This is a genomic window from Streptomyces sp. NPDC043680 (assembly GCF_056436685.1).
On the sequence record NZ_JBWKCE010000006.1, the window covers coordinates 263,052 to 286,955 of the forward strand.

A 23,904-nucleotide genomic window follows, 5' to 3' on the forward strand; every position below is an offset into this window, starting at 1 on the left:
TGACGATCAGTTGTCGTTCACGTAGTCGGTGAGGACGCATCCCTTCACCTGGGCGAGCTCCTTCACGTATCCGCTGGGCGCGGTGAACTTGGGATGGCAGTTCAGGATGAGGAGCCCGCCCGGCTTGGCCAGGGCGGAGACGGCCGAGCTGCTGGTGGCGATGACGGCGAAGTCCTGGCCGACGAGGAAGCCGCCCTTCAGGCCGCGGTTCGGGCTCTCCTTGAGTTCCCGGTCGAGCTGGGCCTTGTACGCGGCCTGGAAGGTCTTGGCGTCCTTGAACTTGAAGATGCGGGTGCCCTTGCCGCAGGAGCCGCGTTCGGTGACCGACCACGAGGCGTCGTACTTCTGGTCCTCTTCGAAGTACTCGTAGTTGTCGGGGCCGACCGAGATCGAGGAGCAGCGCGTGTATCCGCCGACGAAGCGGGCGGCCGCGGCCATGCTGCCCGCCTTGGGCAGCTGCTGGAGGCGGGTTCCGTCCTTCGGCGCGACGCCGCTGCCGTCGCCGCCCGCGCCGCCGGCACCGACGCCGCCGACGCCGCCGCCCACGATGGCGGCGGCCTCACTGTTGGAGCCGTCGCCGCTTCCGCAGGCCGTGAGTGCGAAAAGGGCCGTGACGGCCGTGGCGGTGGCGAGCGAAGGCGTGATGCGCATGGGTTCGGCGTCCCCCCGGTAAATGACCTTGATCGCCGGTGACTCTAGAGGCGGGGCTCGCGAAAGTCACACAGGAAACTTTGAAAACGCTCAAAACGGACATGGCTGCGGTTTCCGCATTCCGGAACGCCATGTTCGCGTCCTGTCATGCTGGGGGCAGTTGACCCGGGAAGCCTTGTATTGCATGCCGAAAGTGGCGGATTGCCGGTTGATTTGAAGAGCTTCCGGCGGGCCGACTTGCGGAGTCAAGTCCTCCGGATATGGAAAACGCACCCTCTACCGTCCTTATCCATGACACAGCTGGACGTGCGGCCCGAGGCCTCGGACACGATGAGCGGCGCCCCCGAGGGCGGCGCCGAGAGCGGTGTACGCGGCAAGGGCCTCGGCAAGGGATCCGTGGGACTGGTCGGAAGTGCCGTCATCGGCATCTCCACCGTCGCCCCCGTGTACTGCCTGACCTCCACCCTCGGCTCCACCGCCGGCGAGGTCGGCATCCAGATGCCGGCGGTCTTCCTCGCGGGCTTCCTGCCGATGCTGCTCGTCGCCTTCGCCTACCGCGAACTCAACAAGGCGATGCCCGACTGCGGCACCTCCTTCACCTGGACCGTCAAGGCCTTCGGCCCGCGGATCGGCTGGATGTGCGGCTGGGGCCTGGTGATCGCCACGATCATCGTGCTGTCCAACCTGGCCGGCGTCGCGACCTCCTACTTCTGGCTGCTGGCCGGCGAGATCACGGGCAATCCGTCGGTCGCCGCCCTGGACGACAACAAGCTCGTCCACATCGCCACCTGCCTGACCCTGATCGCCGTCGCCACCGCCATCAGCTACCGCGGCATGACGGCCACCAAGGGGGTCCAGTACACCCTGGTCGGCCTCCAGCTCGCCGTCCTGGCCGTCTTCGTGGCGATGGCCGTCCAGAAGGCCTCCGCCGGCACCTTCGGCACCGGCCTGGACTTCTCCTGGCAGTGGATGAACCCCTTCGCGGTCGGGTCCATGGCGGCCTTCACCGCCGGGCTCTCCCTCTCGATCTTCATGTACTGGGGCTGGGACACCTGCCTCACCGCCAACGAGGAGACCATCGGCTCGGCCAAGACCCCGGGCCGCGCCTCGCTCATCGCGATGGTGGTGCTGGTCGGCTCGTACCTGGCCACCGGCGTCGCCGCGCAGATGGCCGTCGGCTCCGGCGACAAGGGCCTCGGCCTCGGCAACCCGGAGACCTCCGGCAACGTCTTCGCCGCCCTCGCCGGCCCGGTCATGGGCCCCGCGCTCGGCATCCTGCTCTTCGTCGCGGTCCTCGCCTCGGCGGCCGCCTCCCTGCAGACCACCTTCATCCCGGTCGCCCGTACGGTGCTGGCCATGGCCACGTACGAGGCCCTGCCGGCCTCCTACGCCAAGGTCCACCCGCGCTTCAAGACCCCCGGCCGCGCCACGGTCATGGCGGGCGTCGCCACCGGTCTCTTCTACACGGTGATGACGCTGGTCAGCGAGAACGTCCTGACCGACACGATCTTCGCGCTCGGCCTGATGATCTGCTTCTACTACTCGCTGACGGCCTTTGCCTGCGCCTGGTACTTCCGCGCAGACCTGCGCCGCTCCGCCCGGGACCTGCTGTTCAAGGGCGTCTTCCCGGTGCTGGGCGGCCTCCTGCTCGCCGCGGTCTTCGGTAAAACCCTCTACGACGCCTGGGACCCGGCCTACGGATCCGGTTCCACCATCCCCGGACTCGGCGTCGGCAGCGTCTTCGTCATCGGCGTCGGCCTGCTCGTCCTCGGCCTGGTGATCATGCTCGCCACCGCCCGCCGCAGCCCAGCCTTCTTCCGCGGCGAGATCCTGACCAAGGCCACCCCGGCCCTGGTGGTCGAGGACTGATCCCGTCCGGCCGTCCGGCCGTCCCCCGGAGTCACCCCAAAGTGGGGGCGCGCGGTGACCGGGGGTCGGGCGGGTCGTTCTGCACGGCATGAACGCCAAGAACGCCAAGAACGCCAAGAACGCCAAGAACGCCAAGAACGCCTTGAAGCGCAGCCTTGCCGCCCTCGTGCTCTCCGGTGGCGCCGCCCTCGTCCTGACTCCCGTCGCCGCCCACGCCGACGACCACACCGCCCTCACGCCGCTCGCCCACCGCATCGGCGAGATCGCGGACCATCCCGGGTCGGCCGTCAACGACGCCAAGACGGCCGTCGGCGTCACCGCCTCCGCCGCCGGCACCGCCACCAAGGCCACCGACTCCTCCCTCACGGGCGTAGGAAACTCCCTGCAGGGCAACCTGCCCAGGGCTCCGAAGGTCCGCTGAAACGGGGGACCCTGCCAGGGTCGCCGACGGGGACCTCGTACGGTTCGCTGCCGGGGATCTTGCGCGGTTCGCTGTCGGGGACCTCGCGCGGTTCGCTGTCGGGGACCTCGCGCGGTTCGTGACCGGGGACCTCGCGCGGTTCGGTGACCGGGGACCTCGCGCGCTTCGTGACCGGGGACCTCGCGCCGGGCTGGTCGTTGATCAGCGCATGATCCTTTGGTTGCTCAACACCCTCAGCACTTTCACCCTCGGCGTGCTCCTCGTCGGCGGCTTCGTCGCCCTCGCCGTCATCGGCAGCCTCGCCGCCCGCCGCCGCTTCCCGCACCTGGCGGGCGGCGAGCACAACGAGATGGTCGGCGTCGCCCTCGGCATGTTCGGCGCGATCTACGGCATCATCCTCGCCTTCGTCGTCGTCACCCTGTGGACCCAGCTGGAGAACACCCAGACCACCGTCGCCACCGAAGCCACCGACCTCGCCCTGGTCGTCCGCAGCGCCGAGGCCTTCCCGGCTGCCGACCGCGCCCGTGTGGACCGCGCGGTGGGGGACTACGTACACGCCGTCGTCGACATCCAGTGGCCGCTGATGCGTGCGGGCCACCCGAGCTACGAGGCCACTGCCGAGCAGACGCACGCGCTGTACAAGGCGCTCCAGGCGTACGAACCCGCCGGCGCGCGCAACGAGACCTTCTACGGCGAAGCCGCCGAACGCATCAACGACGTCGCGGCGCAGCGCCGGGCGCGCGTGACGATGGCCGAGACGTCCCTGCCGGTGCTCCTCCAGGTGCTGGTGTACGGGGGCGCGCTGGTGATCCTCCCGCTCACGTTCCTGTTCGGCCTGCGCAGCCTGAAGATGCAGCTGCTGTTCGTCTCGGCGGTGGCGGCGCTGATCGGCTTCAGCCTGCTGCTGGTGATGGTCCTGGACCGCCCCTTCGCGGGCGAACTGAGCGTGAGCTCGGCTCCGTACAGGGAGGGTGCGCTGTCGCAGTTCTGGGAGGGGGCGGCGTAGGGCGGTGGCGGGTGGGGGCTTGGGGGGTCGGGATGCCCGCACGCGGGGTCGGAGGGGGTCCGGGGGCGTCCCGTCAGTCGACTGTCCTTCCGTGTCGGTCCGGGCCGTCAAGGGCGCTCCTCCTCGTTCCTCGTCGTCGCGTCGCTTCGCGATGGCCTTCGGCCACCCTTGACTGCCCGGCCCGCCCCGGAAAGACAACAGACTGCCGGGAAGCCCCCGAAGGATGGCCGGGGGGTGAGAGTCCAGGAGCGGGCCCGTCGGTGAGGGGCGGGCCGTTTCCCGCCGCCAGTTCCCCATCCGGGGCCGACCGTCCCCTCTTCCCGAGCCCAGGTCGGGTCAAGCCGCAGACGACGCCCATCAGATGGGCAGCCGGGACCGGAAGGGGCCACCATCGCCTCACATCGCTACGCGCTCCTCCCGGCATGGCGTCCGACGGCCGTCTGGGGTTGCTCGGCGGCGGGAAAACAAGATGACTGGGGCATCTATCGCCGCGTACCGTCCCTTTTCATGGAGCCGCTCACCGACAAACAGATCCGTTCTTCCTTCGTGAACTGCACGAAGGGCGAGGCGGCGCGCATGAAGCTGCCGCAGGAGTTCGACCAGCTCCCTTGGGAGGACCTCGACTTCCTCGGCTGGGTGGACCCGGGCGCGCCCCTTCGCGCCCACATCGTGCGGCCGCGGGCCGATGGCGGGCCCATCGGCATCACGCTCCGCGTGCCGAGTGTGAGCCGCACGAGCGCCATCAAGTCGAGCGTCTGCCAGATCTGTCTGACCGCCCACGCGGCCTCGGGTGTCTCCCTGCTCGTCGCGCCCCTCGCGGGCGCCCGGGGTCGTGAGGGGAACACCGTCGGCATCTACGTCTGTGCCGACCTCGCCTGCTCCCTCTACATCCGTGGCAAGCGCCAGCCGAAGCTGCGGGGAGGGCGCCACGAGGAGACCGTGGACGTGGACGAGAAGATCGCGCGCTCGCTGGGGAATCTCGACTCCTTCACCGCCAGGATCACCGGCTAGTGCTCTGACCGCGAACGTTCACCGTGGGGACGTGTATGAGTAGTGTCTGTTGGAGGACAGCACGATGAATCTGCCGACGCAAGAAGATCTGGAGCTGGTCGAGTTCGCCCAGCGCGTTGTTGAGACCAACGGTGACGGTGAGGTGCATACCGTCGGGGCAGCCGTGCGAGACGCACAGGGCCGGATGTTCGGTGGTATCAACCTCTATCACTTCACTGGCGGACCTTGCGCGGAGTTGGTGGCGCTCGGGCATGCGCGTGCTGCGGGAGCACGTGAACCAACGGCGATTGTTGCCGTCGGTGACACGGGGCGCGGCGTGCTCGCGCCGTGTGGCCGGGACCGGCAGGTCCTGCTGGACTATCACCCAGGTATCCGCGTCCTCGTGCCGGCAGCTGGTGGCATTCGGAGTGTCGCGATCACCGACCTCCTGCCTCATGCCTATGTCCGGGGGGAGCAGTCCGCAGCGTCCGACGGAGCGCTGTGCTCGGCCGCGATCCAGGCCCTGCATTTCCATCGCACCTATCTCGATGCTGTACGCACTGGGCGGAAGACGACCACGGTGCGGTTCCGCGACCCAGTGGAGACGGGCCCGGTGAACATGGTGTTCGAGTTGGATGACGAGGTAGTGCTGCCCGGTGTGGTCACTCAGATCACTTCCAAGAGCGTTGCCGAGTTGACCGAGGCGGACGCTGTCGCCGACGGGTTTCGTGATCTCGCCGAGCTGCAAGACAGGCTGCGGTTCCACTATCCCGACATCAAGTCAACCGATGCCGTCACCGTCGTTCACTTCCGTCTAGCGCGTTGACTGCCTCCGCCATCGAGCGAGCGAGGCGATCAGCCTTGCTCATGCCGCTCCTTGCAGGGGTCTGCCGCCCCAGCGGCCCGAAGTGAGCCGGTTGGCCCAGGATTCGGAGGGCGGCGGCGGTGTCCAGCCGGGATCCAACGCGGGACCGCTCATCAACATGCCGAAGTGGGCAGGCCTCAGGAAGACGGTCCCGTCGCCCCAGATGACCCACGCCTCGCGCTTTTCGTCCGACCATCCCGTCCTTCCCTCGTGCCGTCCCGACCACGTCCTCGTCGCAGACGCCCGACAGGCTGCCCATGTGCGGTGCGTGGGCGGCCTATGTCCGGCCCCGGACGGCCGGCGGCCGCCGGGACCAGAGGAGCGCGTAGCGATCTGACGCGCCCGTCAGCCTGCCCGGGCATCGCTGACGTGCCCGTGTGTCGATCTGTCCCCCATGCCGTTCCTTCGGGGGCTTCCCGACAGTCTTTGTCTTTCCGTGGCGGGCCGGTCGGTCAAGGGTGGCCGAAGGCCATCGCGAAGCGACGCGACGAAGGAGCGCCCTTGAGGGAGCGGGCCGACGCGGAAGGACAGTGAGACTGGCGGGCAGCCCCCGGCCCTCCTCCGACCCCGTCGCGCCGGAGCTCAGGCCCCAGTGACCCCGCTGAGGAATGCCGTCCAGGTCGCAGGGTGCACGGCCAGTTCCGGGCTCGCCGCGAGCTTCGAGTCCCGGATGTGCACGGCTTCGGCGCACTGCGCCACCTCGACGCAGTCGTCGCCCTGGCTTCCGCTGTAAGTCGACTTGTGCCAGGAGAGGGCGACCTCGACGCAGCTATCGCCCTGGCTTCCGCTGTAGCTGCTCTTGAACCACCGCAACTGGGAGCTGTTCACAGGGATCCTCGCATTCGCATCAACAGGCCCACGCTGTCTGCGGGATTGAGGGCCTGGATGCGAAGTTTGGCATACCGCTGGTGAAGGATGCTGATGTCTTTCGGGTCCGAGATGACGAGGCCCGACTGCTGCCCCTCGCTGTAGCCCAGCCACTCGTTGTCCTCGGTTTCGAGAAGGCGGAAGGGGCCGTCCGTGCCCGCGTGAAGCGGTTGGATCGTCGGCATGATCTGGATGTCCACGTTGGGCAGCTTCGCGCACTCCAGCAGGTGGTCGATCAGCTCGCGGGTGACCTCCACCCCGCCGGTCTGCCGTTCGATCACCGACTGCTCGATGATGAAGCTGAAGGCGATGTAGGGGGTTCGGTGGAGCAGCTTCTGGCGTTCGGTGCGGGCCGCGATGCGCGCCTCGACCTCCCCCGGCGCGGCCAGGGGCGGGACGTTGTCGATCTGGGCGCGGGCGTACGCCTCCGTCTGTAACAGGCCGGGGATCGAGCGGCACTCGTACGTATTGAGCGCGACGGCGATGTCCTCCAGCTCGGCCCAGCGCCTGAACCACGACGCGAGCCCCCGTCGGCGCTGCAACTGCCTTGCCGCGATACGGATGACGCCGAAGGCGTCCAGTGCCTCTTCCGCCCGGCTCACGAACTTGGCGGACGGCTGCCGGCGGCCCTGCTCGACCGAGCCTACGTACTGCACCGAGTACCGCACCACATCGGCCACTTGCTCCTGGGTCAGCTCGGCCCGCTTGCGAAACGCCTTCACGGTCTCGCCGAAGTTCCGCAGGTCGCTGTCCGGCTCCACCTCACCGTCACCGCTGTCGTCCTGGCTCACCATCGCGGTCACCTCCCGGACCATCGTCACGAGCCGTGACCGCCACTGTCCAGAGCGTGAACTCGTACAGATGAAAAGTAGCGGTCGGCTTTCTGGGGAACGCGCAGGGCCGCACGGCACGTTGGACCCATGACCGCACCCGTAACCCCCACCCCGACCCCCGTACACATGTTCACGCAGCGTTTCAGCAGCACCCCCCGCGGCGCCCGCCTCGCGCGGCAGTTGGCGCTGGTCGAGCTGCACGGCTGGGGTGTTCCCGAGCGCACCGTCCTGTCGGACCACGCCGGACTCGTCGTCGCCGAGCTCGCCGCCAATGCGGTGTCCCACGGGCGGGTGCCCGGGAGGGACTTCGAGCTGCGGATGACGCTGTTTCCCGAGGCCGACACCCTGCGCATCGAGGTCTCCGACGCCCGCGGCGACCGCCGGCCTGCGGTACGGCCGCACGCGTACCAGGCGGAGGAGGGGTACGGCCTGCGCATCGTGGACGCCGTGGCCACCGGCTGGGGCGTCACGGACCGGCTGATCGGCAAGACGGTCTGGGCCGAGCTGTGTCAGCGGTGATATCTTTTTTGGGAATCGTATATACGGGGAGCCTGGAGGCCGTGATGTCCCGAACGGTGATCGACCTGGACGATGAGGCCCTCGCGGAGGCCGCCCGGCACCTCGGCACCACGACCAAGCGGGACACCGTGAACGCCGCGCTGCGGGAGATTGCCGATCGCCGTCGCAGAGCAGTGGCGGTGGAGCGCATGCGCCAGATGGTGGCCGATGGTGAGATCGACTTCTCCGCGATCGAGGGCGACCCTGCCCACGGCGCGCAGGAGCCGGGAGGACGAACGGTCGCGTGACCGAGAACTTCCTCATCGATACGAGCGCACTCATCCGCTTCTACCGTCGGCAGGCCGCTCCCGCCTGGGACGAGCTGGTCACCTCGGGTGTCGTAGGGCTGTGCGAGCCGGTTCGCCAAGAGTTCCTGCGGGCCGTCGGCGGCCGCCCGGCCTATTACGAGGCCGACGGCCTGCTCCGGGAGACCTTCCCGTACTACGTGGCACGCGACTCCGTCTGGGAGGAGACCGCAGGGCTCCAGCAGAGCTTGGCCGACGCGGGCTGCCACCAGGGTGCGAGCCCGGTCGACCTGCTGGTCGCCGTCACCGCGCAGCACCACAAGTTGACCGTCCTCCACCAGGACGCGGACTTCGAAGCCATCGCCCGCATCACGGGCCAACCCGTACGGCGCATCGCCGACTGACCGTGCGGTGTCGTCAGGGGCGCCAGCGGGGAGCTTCGTCGTCCGAGGTGTCGGGGCCGGCGAAGTGGAACGGCACGCCGAGGTGATCGGCGAGCGCCTCGCCCGACCGGAGGGCGACGGCGGCACAGGGGTGGGCGGATCCGTGGTCGCCGTCCGCGAGGACGCGGACGGCGGCGCCCCGGTAGATCGTGGCCAGGGGGTGCTCCCCCGGAGGGTCGGTGGTGATGGCCAACAGCCGGACGAACCAGTCGTGGACCGTGTCCCCGTCCCGCACCGTCTTGCCGATCAGCCGGTAACGTCGCCCACAACAAACCCGAGCGGCGCCGGCGGTGCGACGTCAGAGGTATTGGGCGAAGTCGTCCAGGACGCGGAGGACTTCCGGTTCCGGGGTCGAGGGGAGTTGGAGGACGACTTCCTCGATGCCCAGGTCGGCGTAGTGGGCCAGTTTGCCCGGGTTGGGCTGGACCGCGTACGGGACCACCTGGAGGGTTTTGGGGTCGCGGCCCGCAGCCTCCCAGACCTGGCGCAGGGCGGGCAGGGACTCCGAGAGGCCGCCGCCGCCGATCGGGAGCCAGCCGTCGGCGTGGTCCGCGATGGCCGCGAAGAGCTTGGGGCCGGCCTGGCCGCCGATCAGGGTGCGGGGGCCGTGGAGTGGCTCGCCCGGGGCGAGTTCGCGGGGCGGCTGGACCGGCTTGGGGTGGGCCGCGCTGGCCCTGACCGAGCAGAACTGGCCGACGTACGCGGTCGGTTCGGGCGCCCACAGGGCCCGCATCAGGGCCATCCGGTCGCGGACCAGCTCACGGCGGGTGCGCCACTCGACGCCGTGGTCGGCGGCCTCCTCGACGTTCCAGCCGTACCCGACGCCGAGGGTGAAGCGACCGGCGGACAGGTGGTCCAGCGTCGCGATCTGCTTCGCGAGGTCGATCGGGTCGTGCTGGGCGACCAGGGTGATGCCGGTGCCGAGGTGGAGGCGCTCGGTCACGGCGGCGGCCTGGGCGAGGGCCACGAAGGGGTCGAGGGTGCGCCCGTACATCTGCGGGAGCTCCCCGCCCATCGGCGCGTCGGTGTCGCGGCTGACCGGGATGTGCGTGTGCTCGGGCAGGTAGAGGCCGGCGAAGCCGCGTTCCTCCAGGCTGCGGGCGAGGCGGACGGGGGAGACGGACTGGTCGGTCAGGAAGATGGTCGTGGCGATCCGCATGGGTGAGGGCACCTCCGTGGCGCTCCGGGGCTCCTGGGCTGGCGAGACCTCACGGTACGGGCTCGTGAACGGATTGTTGAGGGGGTGTCAGCCGACGGGATAGCGGGCCGACCAGACCGGGGAGTCCGCCGCCGGGCCGTGCAGGGTGGGACCCTGGGTCATCTCCAGGGCGAAGTCGTCGGCGAGCTCCAGCAGCGTGGCGCGGCCTTCAAGGTCCGCGAGCCAGGCGCCCGGGAGGGCGGTCTCGCCGTGCAGGGCGCCGAGCAGGGCCCCGCACAGAGCGCCGGTGGCGGTGGAGTCGCCGCCGTGGTTGACGGCGAGGCGCAGCCCGTGCGGGACGTCCTCGGCGACCAGGGCGCAGTAGACGGCGACGGCGAGGGCGCCCTCGGCGCTCCGGCCGTCTCCGGTGGCGAGGGATTCGACGATCTCCGCGGAGGGGGCGCCCTCGGGTACGGCGGCGACCGCCCGCTGGAGGGCGTCGGTGACGGGCTGCCGGCCCGGTCGGGAGCCGAGCAGGCCGAGGGCCTGCTGGAGGGCGGAGTCGAGGGATGCGCCGCGGGTCAGGCCGTGGACGATGACGGCGAAGGCTCCGGCGGAGAGGTACGCGCTGGGGTGGCCGTGGCTCTGGGCGGCGCATTCGACGGTGAGCTGGAGGACCAGGGCGGGTTCCCAGCCGACCAGCAGCCCGAAGGGGGCCGAGCGGGTGGCCGCGGCGGCGCCCTGGTCGGTGGGGTTCTTCGGCTGGGCGAGGGTGGCGAGGGCCTCGTCGGCGAAGCCGGTCAGGCAGGCGCGGTCCGGGCTGCGGCGGGCGTAGAGCCATTCCTCCTGGGCGAGCCAGCCGTTGTCCTTGCGGCGTTCGTCGGGGCCCCAGTCGTGCTGGGTGGCGGCCCAGCGCCGGTAGGCGCGGTGGAGGTCGGTGGGCGGGTGCCAGGCGCCGGTGTCACGGCGTACGTGCGCCCGTATGAGCCCGTCGACGGTGAACAGGGTGAGCTGCGTGGCGGCGGTGATGCTGCCGCTCCGGCCGTGGGCGGGGGCGGGCGCGGTCAGCCCCTCGGGGCCGTGGGTCGCGCGGATGGCGTCCAGGGACAGGGTGGCCAGGGGCGCGCCGAGGGCGTCGCCGATCGCGGAGCCGAGGAGGGTTCCGCGGACGCGGCTGCGGAAGTCCTGCTGTTCGGCGCGGCCCCACAGGCCGGTGGTCACGGCCGCGCGGCCGGCGAGGGTGTGCTGCGCGCCGGCCTTCGGCCTGCTCGTGGGTGTGGCCGCCGCTGTGTCCGTGTCCATCGCGATCCCCCTTGCTCTGGCGCGCACTGTAGTGGACCGGCTCGGTCGAATTCGAAAGCCCGAGCAGAGAAAGGCCGGAATCCGTGAGGGGAAACCGCAAGGGGTGGCACGTTTTGCCGTTCGCCTTCGGGTGAGCCGGTTTCGGCCATGTCTCGTTCAGGTGGGGTTCCCCGGCCGCCCACCGCCACCAACGAGCGTGGCGGCGGTGACGGCCGCGGGTCGTACGGCTGACGGCCGGCGGCGTGCACCCTGCCGGCGCCGTGCACCCTGCCGGCGCCGTGCCCCCTGCCGGCGCCGTGCCCCCTGCCGGCGCCGTGCCCCCGGCCGGGCCCGCGCCCGGCCGGGGGCTCGGCCTAGTCCAGCACGGGCAACAGTTCCGGCAGGTGCCCGTCCGAGGCGCGCGCCGCGTCCTGCCGCTCCTGCGGCACCTCCCCGTACAGCGTCGTCCGGGGCTTCGCGGGCCGCCCGGCGGCCTCCGCCACGGCGATCAGGTCCTGCACCGACTTGTACGAGCCGTAACTCGACCCCGCCATCCGGGAGATCGTCTCCTCCATGAGCGTCCCGCCCAGGTCGTTCGCCCCGGACCGCAGCATCTGCGCCGCACCCTCCGCACCCAGCTTCACCCAGCTCGTCTGGATGTTGGTGATGTGCGGGTGCAGCAGGAGCCGGGCCATCGCCGTCACCGCCCGGTTGTCGCGGACCGTCGGGCCGGGCCGGGCGATGCCCGCCAGGTACACCGGCGCGTTGGTGTGGATGAACGGCAGCGTCACGAACTCGGTGAAACCGCCGGTCTGCTGCTGGATGCGCGCCAGCGTGCGCAGGTGCCCGAGCCAGTGCCGCGGCTGGTCCACGTGCCCGTACATCATCGTCGACGAGGACCGGATGCCGAGCTCGTGGGCGGTGGTGACCACGTCGATCCAGTCCGCCGTCGGCAGCTTGCCCTTGGTCAGCACCCAGCGGACCTCGTCGTCGAGGATCTCCGCCGCCGTCCCCGGGATCGTGTCCAGCCCGGCCTCCTTGGCCGCCGTCAGCCAGTCCCGTACGGACATGCCCGTCCGCGTGGCGCCGTTGACGACCTCCATCGGGGAGAAGGCGTGCACGTGCATGCCGGGCACCCGCTTCTTGACCGCGCGCGCGATGTCGAAGTACGCCGTTCCGGGCAGGTCCGGGTGGATGCCGCCCTGCATGCACACCTCGACCGCGCCCACCTCCCAGGCCTGTGCGGCCCGGTCGGCGACCTGCTCCAGCGACAGCGTGTACGCGTCGGCGTCGGTGCGGCGCTGCGCGAAGGCGCAGAATCGGCAGCCGGTGTAGCAGACGTTCGTGAAGTTGATGTTCCGCGTGACGATGTACGTCACCTCGTCGCCCACCACCGACCTGCGCAGGTCGTCCGCGATCCGGCACAGCGCGTCGAGCGCCGGGCCGTCCGCGTGCAGCAGGGCCAGCGCCTGCTCGTCGGTGAGCTTCGTCGGATCGTCGGCCGCCCGGACGAGCGCGGCCCGTACGTCGGTGTCGATGCGCTCCGCCACCATGCCCGGGGCGGCCGCCTCGCGCAGCGCGTCCCAGTCGCCGTAGACGAGGTCGAAGTCCTCGCGGCGGTCGCCCGTACGGCCCTCGGTGTCGATGGCGGCGTGCAGGTCGGTGCGCCCCGTCGCCGTGAACACCTCTTCCGGCTCCTGCCACGGACGGCCCGTGACCTCGGCGTCCGGGAGGGCGAGGCCGGTCTGCGCATCCGCGAGCGCCCGTACGTGCGGCAGCAGCCGCGGATCCAGCCACGGCTCACCGCGCTGCACGAACTCCGGGTACACGCAGAGGCGTTCCCGCAGCTCGAAACCGGCTGCCGCGGACTGGGCGGCCAGCACGTCGATCTGCGGCCAGGGACGCTCCGGGTTCACGTGGTCGGGTGTCAGCGGCGAGACACCGCCCCAGTCGTCGATACCGGCGCCGATCAGCCGGGCGTACTCCCCGTCGACCAGGTTCGGCGGGGCCTGGAGGCAGCCCGACGGGCCCATGATGTGCCGGGCGACCGCGACCGTGGCGACCAAGTCGTCCAGCTCGGCGTCCGGCATCCCGCGCATCGCCGTGTCCGGCTTGGCGCGGAAGTTCTGGATGATCAGCTCCTGGATGCCGTGGTAGGAGCGCGATATGCGGCGCAGCGCGAACAGCGACTCGGCGCGCTCCTGGTACGTCTCGCCGATGCCGATGAGCAGCCCGCTGGTGAAGGGGACCGAGGAACGCCCCGCGTCCTCCAGCACGCGCAGGCGCACCGCCGGCTCCTTGTCCGGGGAGCCGAAGTGCGGGCCGCCGGGCTCGGACCACAGGCGCGTCGCCGTGGTCTCCAGCATCATGCCCATGGAGGGGGCGACCGGCTTGAGGCGCTGGAAGTCGGCCCAGGACATCACACCCGGGTTGAGGTGCGGGAGGAGGCCCGTCTCCTCCAGGATGAGGATCGAGATGGCGCGCACGTAGGAAATGGTGTCGTCGTAGCCGTGCGCCTCCAGCCACTCGCGCGCCTCGGGCCAGCGGTCCTCGGGCTTGTCGCCGAGGGTGATGAGCGCTTCCTTGCAGCCCAGCGCGGCGCCGCGGCGGGCGATGTCGAGCACCTCGTCGGGGGACATGAACATGCCGTGGCCGGCCCGGCGCAGCTTGCCGGGGACGGTGGCGAAGGTGCAGTAGTGGCACTTGTCGCGACACAGGCGGGTGAGGGGGATGAACACGCTCTTCGAGTAGGTGATGACGCCGGGGCGCCCGGCGGCCGCCAGGCCCGCGTCGCGCACCCGGGCGGCGGAGGCGGCGAGGTCCTCCAGGTCCGCGCCCCGCGCCTGGAGGAGTACGGCCGCCTCGGTCGCGTCGAGCGCGACGCCGTCGCGGGCCCGCCGCAGCGCGCGGCGCATCGCGTTGTCGGTCGGAGCGTCACTCGGAGTGGTCATGCCGTGAGCATACGATCCGAGGATGCGGGGGCGAGGGCGCCGATCAGCCTCATCGCATCAGTTCACCGGCGTTGACCAGCAACGACTGGCCGGTTATCGCCCGTGCCCGGTCGGAGGCGAGGAACGCGACGGCATCGGCGACGTCCCCGTCCGTGGCGAGGTCGGGCAGCGCCATCCGCTCGGCGAGGCGGGCCCGGACCTCGGCCTCGGGGATGCCCTCGGAATGCGCGGTGAAGGTGACGAAGGCCTGCACGGGAGGGCCCCACATCCAGCCGGGCAGCACGGTGTTGACCCGGATCCGGTGCGGCCCGAGCTCCCGGGCCATGGAGTACATGGCGGAGGTCAGCGCGCCCTTGGAGGCGGCGTAGGCGGCCTGCTGCACCTCGTTGGGGGCGGCGACGGCCGACTGGGTGCCGATGATGACGACGGCCCCGCCGCCACCCGCCTTGAGGGCGGGCAGGCAGGCCCGGGTCATGCGCAGCGTGCCGAGCAGGTTCACGTCGAGGATCTGCTGCCAGGTCCCGAAGTCGGCGTCCTCCAGCCCGCCGAAGTACGAGTCCCAGGCGGCGACGTGCACGACGGCGTCGATCCCGCCGAAGCGCTCCCGGGCCAGTTCGGCGAGGGCGGAGCACTGGCGCTCGTCGGTGATGTCGGTCGGCAGGTACGCGGTGTGCGCGCCGTCGGGGTCGATCTCGGCGGCGGTCTTGGCGAGATGGGCCTCGGTGCGCGCCCCGAGCACCGCATTGCCCCCGTCGCGCACGACGACGGCAGCCACCTGGTGCCCGAGCCCGGCCCCGACGCCGGAGACGATGACGGTCTTGCCTTGCAGCAACAGCGCGGGCGGTGTGGGCATGCGGGGCCTCCTGGAGGGGCGGAGCGGGGAGGACGGACGAGATCTGACGGTCCGTCAGGGTAGAGGGCCGGGCGGGGGGAGGGAAGGGGTGCGGATGGGGGCGGGCGGGCCGGCGGTGAGGGCGGGGAGCGCGCGGGGGAAGTGCGGAACCCGTCGCACCTCTCCTCATGTGACGTATTGTCAGATAGACCGTTCCCATGACACCCCACCCGGAGAACCGCGAAGACACCCGCACCGACGACTACGCCGCACTCGCGGCCGTCGGGCCGTACGGCGTCCGGCCCGGCCATGCGCTGATCACCATGGTCGAACCGCACCCGGGGCACGAGTACGCGTACAACCGCTGGTACGAGGACGACCACTACTACGCCGGTGCCATGGCCATGCCCTGGATGTACGCCGGCCGCCGCTGGGTGGCCACCCGGGAGCTGCAGGAGCTGCGCTACCCGGAGAAGTCGGCCGTCGCCCAGCCGGTCACCGCCGGATGCTACATATCGACGTACTGGGTGACCGAGGGCCGCTACGACGAGCACATGAAGTGGACGGTCGGCATCAACAAGCGGCTGAACCGCGACGGCCGCGTCTACCAGGACCGCACCCATGTCTTCACGGCCTTCCAGGACCACGAGGCGACCGTCTACCGCGACGGCCCCGCCGGGCCGCGGGACTTCCACGCGCTCGACCACCCCTACGCCGGGCTCGTCCTCCAGGTCGTGGACGCCGAGGGGCCCGAGCGGCGGGCGGAGCTGCTGGAGTGGCTGCGCTCGCACGCCCTGCCGAGGCGCCTCGCGGGTTCACCGGCCGCCATGGTGACGGTCTTCCGGCCGACGCCGCTGCCCGGCGACCGGATGACGTACGTCAAGCAGGTCGAGGGGGTCGACACCCGGCTGACGCTGCTGTGGTTCCTGGAGGCCGATCCGCGGACCTGCTGGGACCGCTTCCAGGGGCTGGACACGGAGGTCGCGGAGGCGGGTCTGGGGCGGGTGGAACTGGTGGCGCCCTTCATCCCGACCGTGCCGGGGACCGACCGGTACGTGGACCGGCTCCGGCGCTAGGAGTGCAGGAGGCGGACATGGCCGAGCCCCCTCGGCCGGGACGGCGGGCCAGTCGAGAGGGCTTCAGTCAGGTGGTGCAGGTGCTGCGTGTGGTGCTGGTGCTGGTGCTGCCTGTGGTGCCGGTACTGCGTGTGCTGCTTGTGTTGCCGATGCTGCTTGTGTTGCCGGTGGGACGGTCGGGGCGTACGCCTGACGTTCAGACGAGGCGCCCCAGCCGGCCCTCGGTGACATCGGCGACGAACGAGGTCCAGGAGTCCGGGGCGAAGGTCAGCGACGGGCCGTCCTGCACCTTCGAGTCGCGGACCGCGATGGTTTCCGTGACGGGGGACTTGACCTCGACGCACGCGCCGTTCCCGCCGGAGTAGGAGGACTTGGTCCAGTGGTCGGTGGCGCCCTGACGAATAGCCATGGTGTTCTCCGGTTCAGCGAGCAGTGCCAGTGGGATGTCGGCCAATTCGCTTTCCCGGCCGACGTGATCGACGCTACCGGCACCTTCCGAGGGGTGAAGGGGTCATTCACCCGACCGAGTGGCATATTCCATTCAGGCCTTCTGCGGCCGGGGAGTCACGGTGTACCGTGCGCGCCCCCCTCGCCACCTGCCCGGTTTCCTCCGCTTTTACTTGGCCTTGCCCGCATATTGGTCGATGATCTCGGAGATGAACTGCCGTGTCTGTTCGACGTTGAGCGCCTGGGCGCGCAAGTGCTCGTACATCACGCTGTACTTCTGCACGTCATTGGCCTTCTCCAGGTACAGGTCGCTCGTCACGCCCTCGATGTAGACGACGGTGGAGTCGGACGCGTCCGGGAACTCCAGGATGGCGTACTGCCCGTTCACCCCCGGATGGGCGCCCATCGAGAAGGGCATCACCTGCACGGTGATGTACGGCTGCTCCGACTGCTCTATCAGGTACTCCAGCTGTCTGATCATCAGCTGGGCGTCGCCCACGTGGCGGCGCAGCGCGGCCTCGTCGATGACGGCCCACAGGCGCAGCGGGCCGACCTCCGGGTTGTTGTTGTCGGTCTCGGAGAGCCGCTTCTGCCGGTGCATCCGCACGTTGACGCGCTTCTCCACGTCCGCCGGGGCGGTCTCCGGCAGCGCGCCGCGGATGAGGGCATGGGCGTACTCCGGGGTCTGGAGCAGGCCCGGGACCATCTGCGGTTCGTACGTGCGCAGACTGGTGGCGTCCGTTGTAGACGCTGTACGGAATGTCGCCGAAGGCGTGCCACCAGCCCTGCTGCCGGGAGTCCTTCGCCATCTGCATCAGCGAGTCGACGAGCCGGCGGTCCTCTACCTCGTACACGTCGCACAGGTCGCGGACGTCGCGCTGGCTGATGGAACGGCGGCCGTTCTCCAACCTGCTGATCTTGGACTGGGAGACGAGGAGGCGCTCGGCCACCTGCTCGGCCGTCATGCCCTTGTCCTCGCGGAGCTTGCGCAACTCCATGCCCAGTCGGCGGCGTCGGACGGTGGGATTGACATTGGACGCCACGTGAACGGCACCTCCGCCTTCTTCTTCTGGTTCTGTCTCTCTGCGTGTCTGATGGTGAGCAGACTGCCACCGAAGGGCGCGGCGGCGCCGGAGAACGGCCCGGAAATACGGACGCGCGGGGGACGGGACCGGTGGACCGGCCCCGCCACCCCGCGCGCCGGGGACGCCGGTTGCGGCGATGGCGTTGCGGTGGAGCGGTGGATCTGCGCGTGGTGCTGTGTCGTGCAGGGGGTGCAGCGGTCGTTCGGGGGTCGTACGAGGGTCGTTCGGGGTCGTACGGGGTCGTACGGGGTGGTTCAGGGTGGTTCGGGGTCGTTCGGGTGTGCGGCGGTCGGTCGGATCAGTGCGCGGCCACCCGGGCCATCGCACCCGTCCGGCGCGGCTGCAGCGGAACGCCGCTCGCCGTGGCCCGGGCGGCCGGCGGTGCCGGGGCGCGGTCACGGCGTGGCTGCGCCGCCACACCGTTCTGGACGTCCATGACGGCATGCGCCACGAGACCGCCCATGGGGTCGTGCCGGATCAGGTCCCGCAGCCGGGACCTGGACGACCGCCCCTCGTTACCGGGGTACAGGTGCTTGCCGAGTCCGACCGCATGGGCCAGTGCGGCGAGCGCCGCGGTCCGCGGGTCCGGCGGTACACCGGTGCGGATCGCATTGTCGAGCCGGGTACGGATCTCCCGGCTGATCGCCGTGTCGGTCGCCTGGTAGCGAGTCGTCGGCAGCACCCCGCACATCTGTCCCGCCACGGCATGGACCATGCCGCAACGCTCCAGGTGCGCGAGGTAAATCTGGCGGAGCCCCAGCCGGGGTCCGCCGATCCAGTGGACGGCCCGTACCGGGCTGCCGCGCCTGCGCAGCAGTTCCAGTGCGGAGTCCAGAGTCGGATCTCCTGTCGGCCGTGGCATCACCACGGCGATACGATCCCCGTCAGGGGCTATCCGTCCTGCCAGAGCCAGCTCCACTAGCTGTGCCCCGGCCAGGCCGAGGTCGAGCGACTGCGGCTGCGCCGTGGTACCCGTGGTCGGGTCCAAAGCGAGCAGCAGAAGCTCCTCCGGAATTGTTCTGCGGCTCCTGCCCATCCATGCCTCCCCGCGTGGATGAGTGACAGGGTGACGCCTCTCACATTCATCTGTCGAGAGCGCCTGGTCGCTTTATGGGGGAACCGGCAGCTATGTCGTTCTCGTCTGGCACGGGGGCGATGCCCCCTAGACGGGACACTGTTAGACATTCGGACAGCCGGACGTGGTGGCGATCGAGGAGGAACTGGTGGCGGGCGAGTCCCCCGACAAGTCGGTAGATGAAGGAACGTCGGGCGAGGCGCGGTCCTCCGCGGAGCGTGACCCGAGGTTGTCGGTGTTCCGGCCGCGGGAGGCCGAGTCCTCCGCCGAGAAGGCGGAGCCGGATCCGCTGCGGGCGGCGGTGGCGGCGTGGGTGGCCGGCGCCGGGGCCTCCGGCGGTTCGGGGGAGGAGGCCGAGGCCGAGGCCGAGGCTTCGAAGCCCTCGGCCGGTGCGCCCGAGGCGGCCGACGCGGCCGACGCGGCCGACGCTTCCGAAGCCTCCGAGGTGGCCGGAGCCTCCGAGTCGGCCGAAGCCTCCGAGCTGGCCCAAGCGCCCGAGTCGGCCGAAGCCTCCGAGCTGGCCCAAGCGCCCGAGTCGGCCGAAGCCTCCGAGCTGGCCGAAGCGCCCGAGTCGGCCGACCCTTCCCGTGCCTCCGAAGCCCCCGAGTCGGCCGACTCTTCCGGTGCCTCCGAGGGCTCCCGGGTAGCCGAAGCCCCCGAGCCGGCCGAAGCTTCCGGTGCATCCGAAGCGGTCGAAGCCCCGGAGTCGGAGGAAGCGTCCGAAGCCCCCGAGTCGGCGGAAGCTTCCGGCGCTTCCGGTGCCTCCAAGGCCTCCGGTGCTTCTGGGGCTTCCGAGTCCTCGGCGGGGTCGGGTTCGGAGCCGGACGCCGGTTCCGCTTCGGGTTCCGCTACGGGTTCCGGTTCCGTGTCGGAGGCGGACGGGGCGAAGCCCGCTGCGGCCGCGTCCGACGAGGCTGCGCGCGCGCCGAAGCCGGAGGCTGCCGAACCGGCCGACAGCGAGCGCACCGCCGTCTTCCGTGCGCCGAAGCCGGAGTCCAAGCCGGAGGTCCCGGCTGCCGACGAGCCTGCCGACAGCGAGCGCACCGCCGTCTTCCGTGCGCCGAAGCCCGGGGCTCCGGCGGCTGCCGAGGACAAGCCTGCCGACAGCGAGCGGACTGCGGTGTTCCGGGCGGTGAAGCCGGAGACGAAGCCGGAGGCCCCGGCGGCTGCCGACGAGCCGGCCGACAGCGAGCGGACCGCCGTTTTCCGGGCTCCGAAGCCCGGGTCGAAGCCCGCGGCTCCGGCTGCCGACAAGGCCGCGGACAGTGAGCGTACGGCCGTCTTCCGGGCGGTGAAGCCAGGTTCCGCTTCGGCTTCCCCGGAAGCGAAGGAGGCGGCCTCCGACGAGCCCGCCGACAGCGAGCGCACCGCCGTGTTCCGCGCCGTGAAGCCCGGCTCCGCTCCGGCGGCGGACAAGCCCGCCGCTTCCCGGCCCGTGCCGCCGAAGGCCGGCGGCGGGGAGCGGGCGAGCACTTTCGTCCCGCTGCGCAAGGACGGCGAAGGCTCCGCGAAGCCCGCCGCTGCCACCCCGGCCCCGGCCCCGGCCCCGGCCCAGCCCTCGGCCCAGACCCTGGCCCCGTCGGTCCAGGCTCCGCCGAAGGACACCGCCCCGGCCCTCGACCGGACCGAGCGGACCACGCAGCAGCCGCTGCCGCCCATGCCGCCGCTCGATCTGCTCGCGGACCTCACCAACAACCCGCCCCCGCCGCCGAGCCCGCTGCGTACCGTCATCCGGCGGTTCAAGATCTACGCCCCGCTCGTCGTGCTCCTCGCGATCATCATCGCCGTCGTTCAGCTGGTCCGCCCGCTGCCCGAGCCGAAGCTCAAGATGACCGCGCAGAACTCGTACACCTTCGACGGCGGGAACCCGTCCCTGCCCTGGCCCAAGGAAGGCCAGGGCCACATGGCCGCGGCCGGCCTCGGCACCGTCGGCACCTTCGGCGAGCAGAAGCCCATCGCCATCGGCAGCGTCGCCAAGACGATGACGGCCTACGTGATCCTGAAGAACCACCCCCTCAAGAAGGGGGAAAAGGGTCCGATGATCGACATCGACAAGACGGCGGTCGACGACGGCAAGAAGGACTCCGACGGCGAGTCGACGGTCAACACGCTGAAGGAGGGCGACAAGATCTCCGAGTACGACGCCCTCGCCGCGATCATGATCCCGTCGGCGAACAACGTCGCGCGGCTCCTGGCCCGCTGGGACACCGGCGGCGACCAGGAGGCCTTCGTCAAGAAGATGAACGAGGCCGCCAAGGACCTCGGCATGGCCAACACCACCTACACCGACCCCTCGGGTCTGGACGCGACCACCGTCAGCACCGCCGAGGACCAGGTCAAGCTGGGCCTGAAGGTGGTCGAGATGTCCGAGCTGATGGCCATCACCAAGCTGCCGAGCTGGACCGACCCCTCGGGCAAGCCCTGGCGCAACTGGAACGACCTCGTCCCGTACAACGGGGCCGTCGGCATCAAGACCGGTTCCACCACCAAGGCCGGCGGCAACCTGCTCTTCGCCGCCGAGAAGAAGGTCGGCAAGACCAACCAGCTGATCGTCGGCGCGGTCCTCGGCCAGCACGGCGTGCCGATCCTCGGCACCGCCATCACCGCGAGCAAGAACGTCATGCTCGCCACGCAGAAGATGCTCACGAGCGCCCCCGTCCTGAAGAAGGGCGACGTCGTCGGGTACGTGGACGACGGCCTCGGCGGCCACACCCCGGTCGTGGCCACCGCCGACGTCGAGGCGGTCGGATGGCCGTCGCTCCACATCGACGTCAAGCTCGTCGGCGGCGACGGGAAGCTGCCCCAGACCGCCAAGTCCGGCACCGAGATCGGCATGCTGACCGTCGGCGAGGGGGCCAGCCAGGTGAAGGTGCCGGTGGCGCTGCAGAGTGATCTCGCCGCTCCCGGTATCGGCAGCAAACTGACCCGTGTCGGCTGATCGCTGACCGCGTGGTTCCGGCGCCCCGGGCAACCCCGGGGCGCCGCAGCGCGTCTTGGGACCGGGACGCAGGTGTTGACGTGTTGATGACGCATGGCCATGTGCCTGTGCCGGGGAGCACCGGAGTAGCGCAGTGACGACCGCCGAGCAAGAGAGCCAGGGCGTGCCGGCCGCCGAGGCCGGTGGCTCCGGCGTGCCCGGGGTGCTCGGGGTGCCCGGGGCGGCGGCCGCTTCGGCCGGGGCCCCGGCCGGGGCGCAGGCGGGGGCGCGGGCCGGGGCCGCGGGGTGGGCCCGTCGGCATCCGGTGGCGGTCGCCACCGTGCTGGCCGCCGTCCTGCACGTCGTCTGGTTCTTCTGCTTCGCCAACAGCGGCGGGGACCTCGCCGCGCAGGACGCCTGGGCGGAGTTCGTGGGCCGCCATCCGGACTCGGCGTACAACCTTGCCTGGTACGGCGGCATGCACCCCGTCTCGTACAGCGTGGTCTCCCCGTACGTGATGTACATGATCGGTGTACGGACCACGATGATGGTCGCGGGCACCGTCTCGGCCGGGCTGCTCGCGCTGATCCTCACCCGGTGCCGCGGCGCCGTCCGCGAGCCGCTCTGGCCGGCGCTGGCCGGTGTGTACGGGCTGCTCTGCAACGCGCTGTCCGGCCGCGTCACCTTCGGGCTCGGCGCGATGTTCGCGCTCGGCGCGGTCGCCGCGGTCTTCTGCTGGCCCCGCAAATGGGCCGAGCGGCGCTGGGCCAAGGCCGCCGTCGCGGCCCCGCTCGCGGGGCTGGCCACCGCGGCCAGCCCGGTCGCCGGGTTGTTCCTCGGGGTGATCGCGGCCGCGCTGTTCCTGAGCGGGCGGCGGCCGGGGGCGTACGCGCTGGGTCTGGCCCCGGTGGCGGTGGTCGGGCTGTCGGCCTGGCTGTTCCCGTTCTCCGGGACCCAGCCGATGAAGCTGGGTTCGGCGGCGCCGCCGTTCCTGTTCGGGATCCTGATCTTCGTCCTCGTGCCGAAGCGGTGGAAAACCGTCCGCATCGCCGCGGCGGTCTACACCCTCGGCGTGCTCCTGACCTGGGCGATCGATTCACAGGTCGGCTCGAACGTCACCCGTCTGGTCATGCTGTTCGGCGGGGCGGTGCTGTGCGCGGCCCTGCCGTACGCGGTCCCGCGCTCGCGGCACCGGTACGCGCTGGTGGTCGCCTGTGTGGGCCTGGCCGGGTGGATCACCGCCAACAGCATCACGGACATCGTGCGCACCACCCCGGTGGCCGCCTGGAACCGCGAGCTGGCCCCGCTGGTGGACCAGCTGCAGAAGGCGGGCGCCGAGCGCGGGCGCGTCGAGGTGGTCCCGGCCAGCAGCCACCGCGAGTCCTCGGCCTTCCCCTCGTACGTGAACCTCGCCCGCGGCTGGAACCGGCAGGCGGACCTCGAACGCAATCCGCTCTTCTACGACGACACCCTCACCGCCGAGAGCTACCGGACCTGGCTGGAGCGCTGGGCCGTGCGCTATGTGGTGCTGCCCGCCGACAAACCCGACTCGGGCGGTGAGGACGAGGCGAAGCTGGTGCGCGAGGGGCTCCCGTACCTCCAGCTGGTGTGGGGCGACGCGAACTGGCAGCTGTTCAAGGTGGACGCCCCGACGGAGCTGGTGTCCGGGCAGGCGGAGGTGGTCCGGGCGGGCGCGGACCAGCTGGTCATCGACGTGCGCGCGGCCGGGCGCGTACTGGTGCGGATCCCCCATTCGCCCTGGCTGGGGCTGCTGGACGCGGCGGGCAGGCCGGTGGCGCCGCCGCAGGAGACCTTCGCCTCGAAGGCGCGCAGCGGGCGTGGCGGGACGCTGCCGAAGGAGTACGCGAACACGGCCGGCTGCCTGTTCAAGGCGGCTCCCGACGAGTCGGGGGACGTCTGGACGGAGCTGCTGGCCCCGGCGCCGGGCCAGTACCGGGTGGCGGCGAAGTACCAGCTGCCGCGCGGAACGCCGTGCCCGGAGGAGCTGGTCCGCGGGGTGCCGGGTCCTTGATCGGCAGTTTTTACGTCCGGTCCGGGTGCGATGGTCCGCATATCTGCATACCATCCCAATAGTCCGATTGGGTGCTTCCCGAGGAGTTGACGACGGGATGAGCAGAGCGCAGAAGCAGGACGTCAAGGCGGCCCTCCAGCCCCAGGCCCACGAAGCGGACCGCCCGCCCCACCCGGCAGGCCACGGCTTTGAAGGCCCGCTGCGGAGCAAGGTCAAGGGCGGAGCGCACACGAAGGCGGACCTCAAGCGGGCCGGCACCCCGCAGGGCGACCGCATCGGCGAGCGCAGCAGAGGCCTGAGCTGATCCCCGCATCCCCGTGAC

The 23,904-nt window shown here is 70.9% G+C and carries 22 protein-coding genes and 1 pseudogene; 12 read left to right on the forward strand and 11 right to left on the reverse strand.

Going from position 1 to position 23,904, the window contains the following annotated elements; genetic code table 11:
* Positions 1-6: 6 nt before the first annotated feature.
* Complete coding sequence (locus AC0666_RS16195) at positions 7-651, reverse strand: hypothetical protein (protein ID WP_468581819.1); 645 nt, start codon at positions 649-651, stop codon at positions 7-9.
* A gap of 291 nt (positions 652-942) precedes the next feature.
* On the opposite strand from AC0666_RS16195, the gene AC0666_RS16200 reads away from it, so the two are divergent.
* The 5 genes from AC0666_RS16200 to AC0666_RS16220 all read left to right on the forward strand — a co-directional run bounded on the left by AC0666_RS16200 (position 943) and on the right by AC0666_RS16220 (position 5,763).
* Positions 943-2,520: an APC family permease gene (locus AC0666_RS16200; RefSeq protein ID WP_468969991.1), complete on the forward strand. Its 1,578-nt coding sequence runs from the start codon at positions 943-945 to the stop codon at positions 2,518-2,520.
* Between the two features lie 88 nt (positions 2,521-2,608).
* A complete protein-coding gene (locus tag AC0666_RS16205) occupies positions 2,609-2,941 on the forward strand; it encodes a hypothetical protein (protein ID WP_478707787.1) in 333 nt (110 codons plus the stop codon).
* Positions 2,942-3,149: 208 nt separating this feature from the next.
* On the forward strand, positions 3,150-3,947 hold the full coding sequence (locus AC0666_RS16210; RefSeq protein WP_468969986.1) for a bestrophin-like domain: 798 nt from the start codon (positions 3,150-3,152) through the stop codon (positions 3,945-3,947).
* A 507-nt stretch (positions 3,948-4,454) separates the two neighbouring features.
* Complete coding sequence (locus AC0666_RS16215) at positions 4,455-4,958, forward strand: FBP domain-containing protein (RefSeq protein ID WP_468581823.1); 504 nt, start codon at positions 4,455-4,457, stop codon at positions 4,956-4,958.
* A 64-nt stretch (positions 4,959-5,022) separates the two neighbouring features.
* Positions 5,023-5,763: an ASCH domain-containing protein gene (locus tag AC0666_RS16220; RefSeq protein WP_478707788.1), complete on the forward strand. Its 741-nt coding sequence runs from the start codon at positions 5,023-5,025 to the stop codon at positions 5,761-5,763.
* A gap of 621 nt (positions 5,764-6,384) precedes the next feature.
* On the opposite strand, the gene AC0666_RS16225 is transcribed toward AC0666_RS16220, so the two are convergent.
* Together AC0666_RS16225 and AC0666_RS16230 are read right to left on the reverse strand one after the other, a co-directional pair.
* Positions 6,385-6,630, reverse strand: a complete 246-nt coding sequence (locus AC0666_RS16225; RefSeq protein WP_468969982.1) for a DUF397 domain-containing protein — start codon at positions 6,628-6,630, stop codon at positions 6,385-6,387.
* Positions 6,627-7,463, reverse strand: coding sequence for a helix-turn-helix domain-containing protein (locus tag AC0666_RS16230; RefSeq protein WP_468970514.1), 837 nt, complete (start codon positions 7,461-7,463; stop codon positions 6,627-6,629). Before AC0666_RS16230 ends, AC0666_RS16225 begins: the two co-directional genes overlap by 4 nt.
* A gap of 126 nt (positions 7,464-7,589) precedes the next feature.
* On the opposite strand from AC0666_RS16230, the gene AC0666_RS16235 reads away from it, so the two are divergent.
* Genes AC0666_RS16235 through AC0666_RS16245 form a run of 3 tightly spaced genes read left to right on the forward strand, consistent with a single transcriptional unit; the run spans position 7,590 to position 8,709 of the window.
* A complete protein-coding gene (locus AC0666_RS16235) occupies positions 7,590-8,021 on the forward strand; it encodes an ATP-binding protein (protein ID WP_468969981.1) in 432 nt (143 codons plus the stop codon).
* Positions 8,022-8,065: 44 nt separating this feature from the next.
* Entirely contained in the window at positions 8,066-8,308 is a 243-nt protein-coding gene (locus tag AC0666_RS16240) for a type II toxin-antitoxin system VapB family antitoxin (protein WP_468969978.1), read from the forward strand.
* On the forward strand, positions 8,305-8,709 hold the full coding sequence (locus AC0666_RS16245) for a PIN domain-containing protein (RefSeq protein WP_468581827.1): 405 nt from the start codon (positions 8,305-8,307) through the stop codon (positions 8,707-8,709). Before AC0666_RS16240 ends, AC0666_RS16245 begins: the two co-directional genes overlap by 4 nt.
* Before the next feature lie 13 nt (positions 8,710-8,722).
* Here AC0666_RS16245 and AC0666_RS16250 read toward each other — a convergent pair whose 3' ends face one another.
* The 5 genes from AC0666_RS16250 to AC0666_RS16270 all read right to left on the reverse strand — a co-directional run bounded on the left by AC0666_RS16250 (position 8,723) and on the right by AC0666_RS16270 (position 14,971).
* A complete protein-coding gene (locus AC0666_RS16250) occupies positions 8,723-8,983 on the reverse strand; it encodes a hypothetical protein (RefSeq protein ID WP_468969975.1) in 261 nt (86 codons plus the stop codon).
* A gap of 63 nt (positions 8,984-9,046) precedes the next feature.
* Positions 9,047-9,907 carry an LLM class F420-dependent oxidoreductase gene (locus AC0666_RS16255; RefSeq protein WP_468969974.1) on the reverse strand — a complete coding sequence of 287 codons (861 nt, stop codon included), beginning with the start codon at positions 9,905-9,907 and terminating at the stop codon, positions 9,047-9,049.
* 87 nt (positions 9,908-9,994) lie between these two features.
* Positions 9,995-11,107 carry an ADP-ribosylglycohydrolase family protein gene (locus tag AC0666_RS16260; protein ID WP_478707826.1) on the reverse strand — a complete coding sequence of 371 codons (1,113 nt, stop codon included), beginning with the start codon at positions 11,105-11,107 and terminating at the stop codon, positions 9,995-9,997.
* Between the two features lie 434 nt (positions 11,108-11,541).
* The gene (locus AC0666_RS16265) at positions 11,542-14,118 is read right to left on the reverse strand and encodes a bifunctional FO biosynthesis protein CofGH (RefSeq protein ID WP_478707789.1); all 2,577 of its coding nucleotides are present in this window, start codon (positions 14,116-14,118) and stop codon (positions 11,542-11,544) included.
* Between the two features lie 49 nt (positions 14,119-14,167).
* Positions 14,168-14,971, reverse strand: coding sequence for an SDR family oxidoreductase (locus AC0666_RS16270; RefSeq protein WP_468969969.1), 804 nt, complete (start codon positions 14,969-14,971; stop codon positions 14,168-14,170).
* Between the two features lie 197 nt (positions 14,972-15,168).
* On the opposite strand from AC0666_RS16270, the gene AC0666_RS16275 reads away from it, so the two are divergent.
* Positions 15,169-16,026 (forward strand): hypothetical protein, encoded by an 858-nt coding sequence (locus AC0666_RS16275; RefSeq protein ID WP_468969967.1) that lies wholly within the window; start codon positions 15,169-15,171, stop codon positions 16,024-16,026.
* Between the two features lie 196 nt (positions 16,027-16,222).
* Here the strand turns inward: AC0666_RS16275 and AC0666_RS16280 are convergent, their stop codons facing one another.
* The 3 genes and pseudogenes from AC0666_RS16280 to AC0666_RS16290 form a co-directional block, all read right to left on the reverse strand.
* A complete protein-coding gene (locus tag AC0666_RS16280) occupies positions 16,223-16,435 on the reverse strand; it encodes a DUF397 domain-containing protein (protein WP_468969966.1) in 213 nt (70 codons plus the stop codon).
* A 207-nt stretch (positions 16,436-16,642) separates the two neighbouring features.
* Positions 16,643-17,516, reverse strand: a pseudogene (locus AC0666_RS16285) (helix-turn-helix domain-containing protein).
* Positions 17,517-17,856: 340 nt separating this feature from the next.
* Positions 17,857-18,594: a GOLPH3/VPS74 family protein gene (locus AC0666_RS16290; protein ID WP_468581835.1), complete on the reverse strand. Its 738-nt coding sequence runs from the start codon at positions 18,592-18,594 to the stop codon at positions 17,857-17,859.
* Positions 18,595-18,757: 163 nt separating this feature from the next.
* Between AC0666_RS16290 and AC0666_RS16295 the strand changes: the two genes are divergently transcribed.
* The 3 genes from AC0666_RS16295 to AC0666_RS16305 all read left to right on the forward strand — a co-directional run bounded on the left by AC0666_RS16295 (position 18,758) and on the right by AC0666_RS16305 (position 23,886).
* Entirely contained in the window at positions 18,758-21,571 is a 2,814-nt protein-coding gene (locus AC0666_RS16295; protein WP_478707790.1) for a D-alanyl-D-alanine carboxypeptidase family protein, read from the forward strand.
* A gap of 133 nt (positions 21,572-21,704) precedes the next feature.
* On the forward strand, positions 21,705-23,582 hold the full coding sequence (locus AC0666_RS16300) for an MFS transporter (RefSeq protein ID WP_468969960.1): 1,878 nt from the start codon (positions 21,705-21,707) through the stop codon (positions 23,580-23,582).
* A gap of 97 nt (positions 23,583-23,679) precedes the next feature.
* Complete coding sequence (locus AC0666_RS16305) at positions 23,680-23,886, forward strand: hypothetical protein (RefSeq protein WP_361712940.1); 207 nt, start codon at positions 23,680-23,682, stop codon at positions 23,884-23,886.
* The last annotated feature ends 18 nt before the right edge of the window (positions 23,887-23,904 follow it).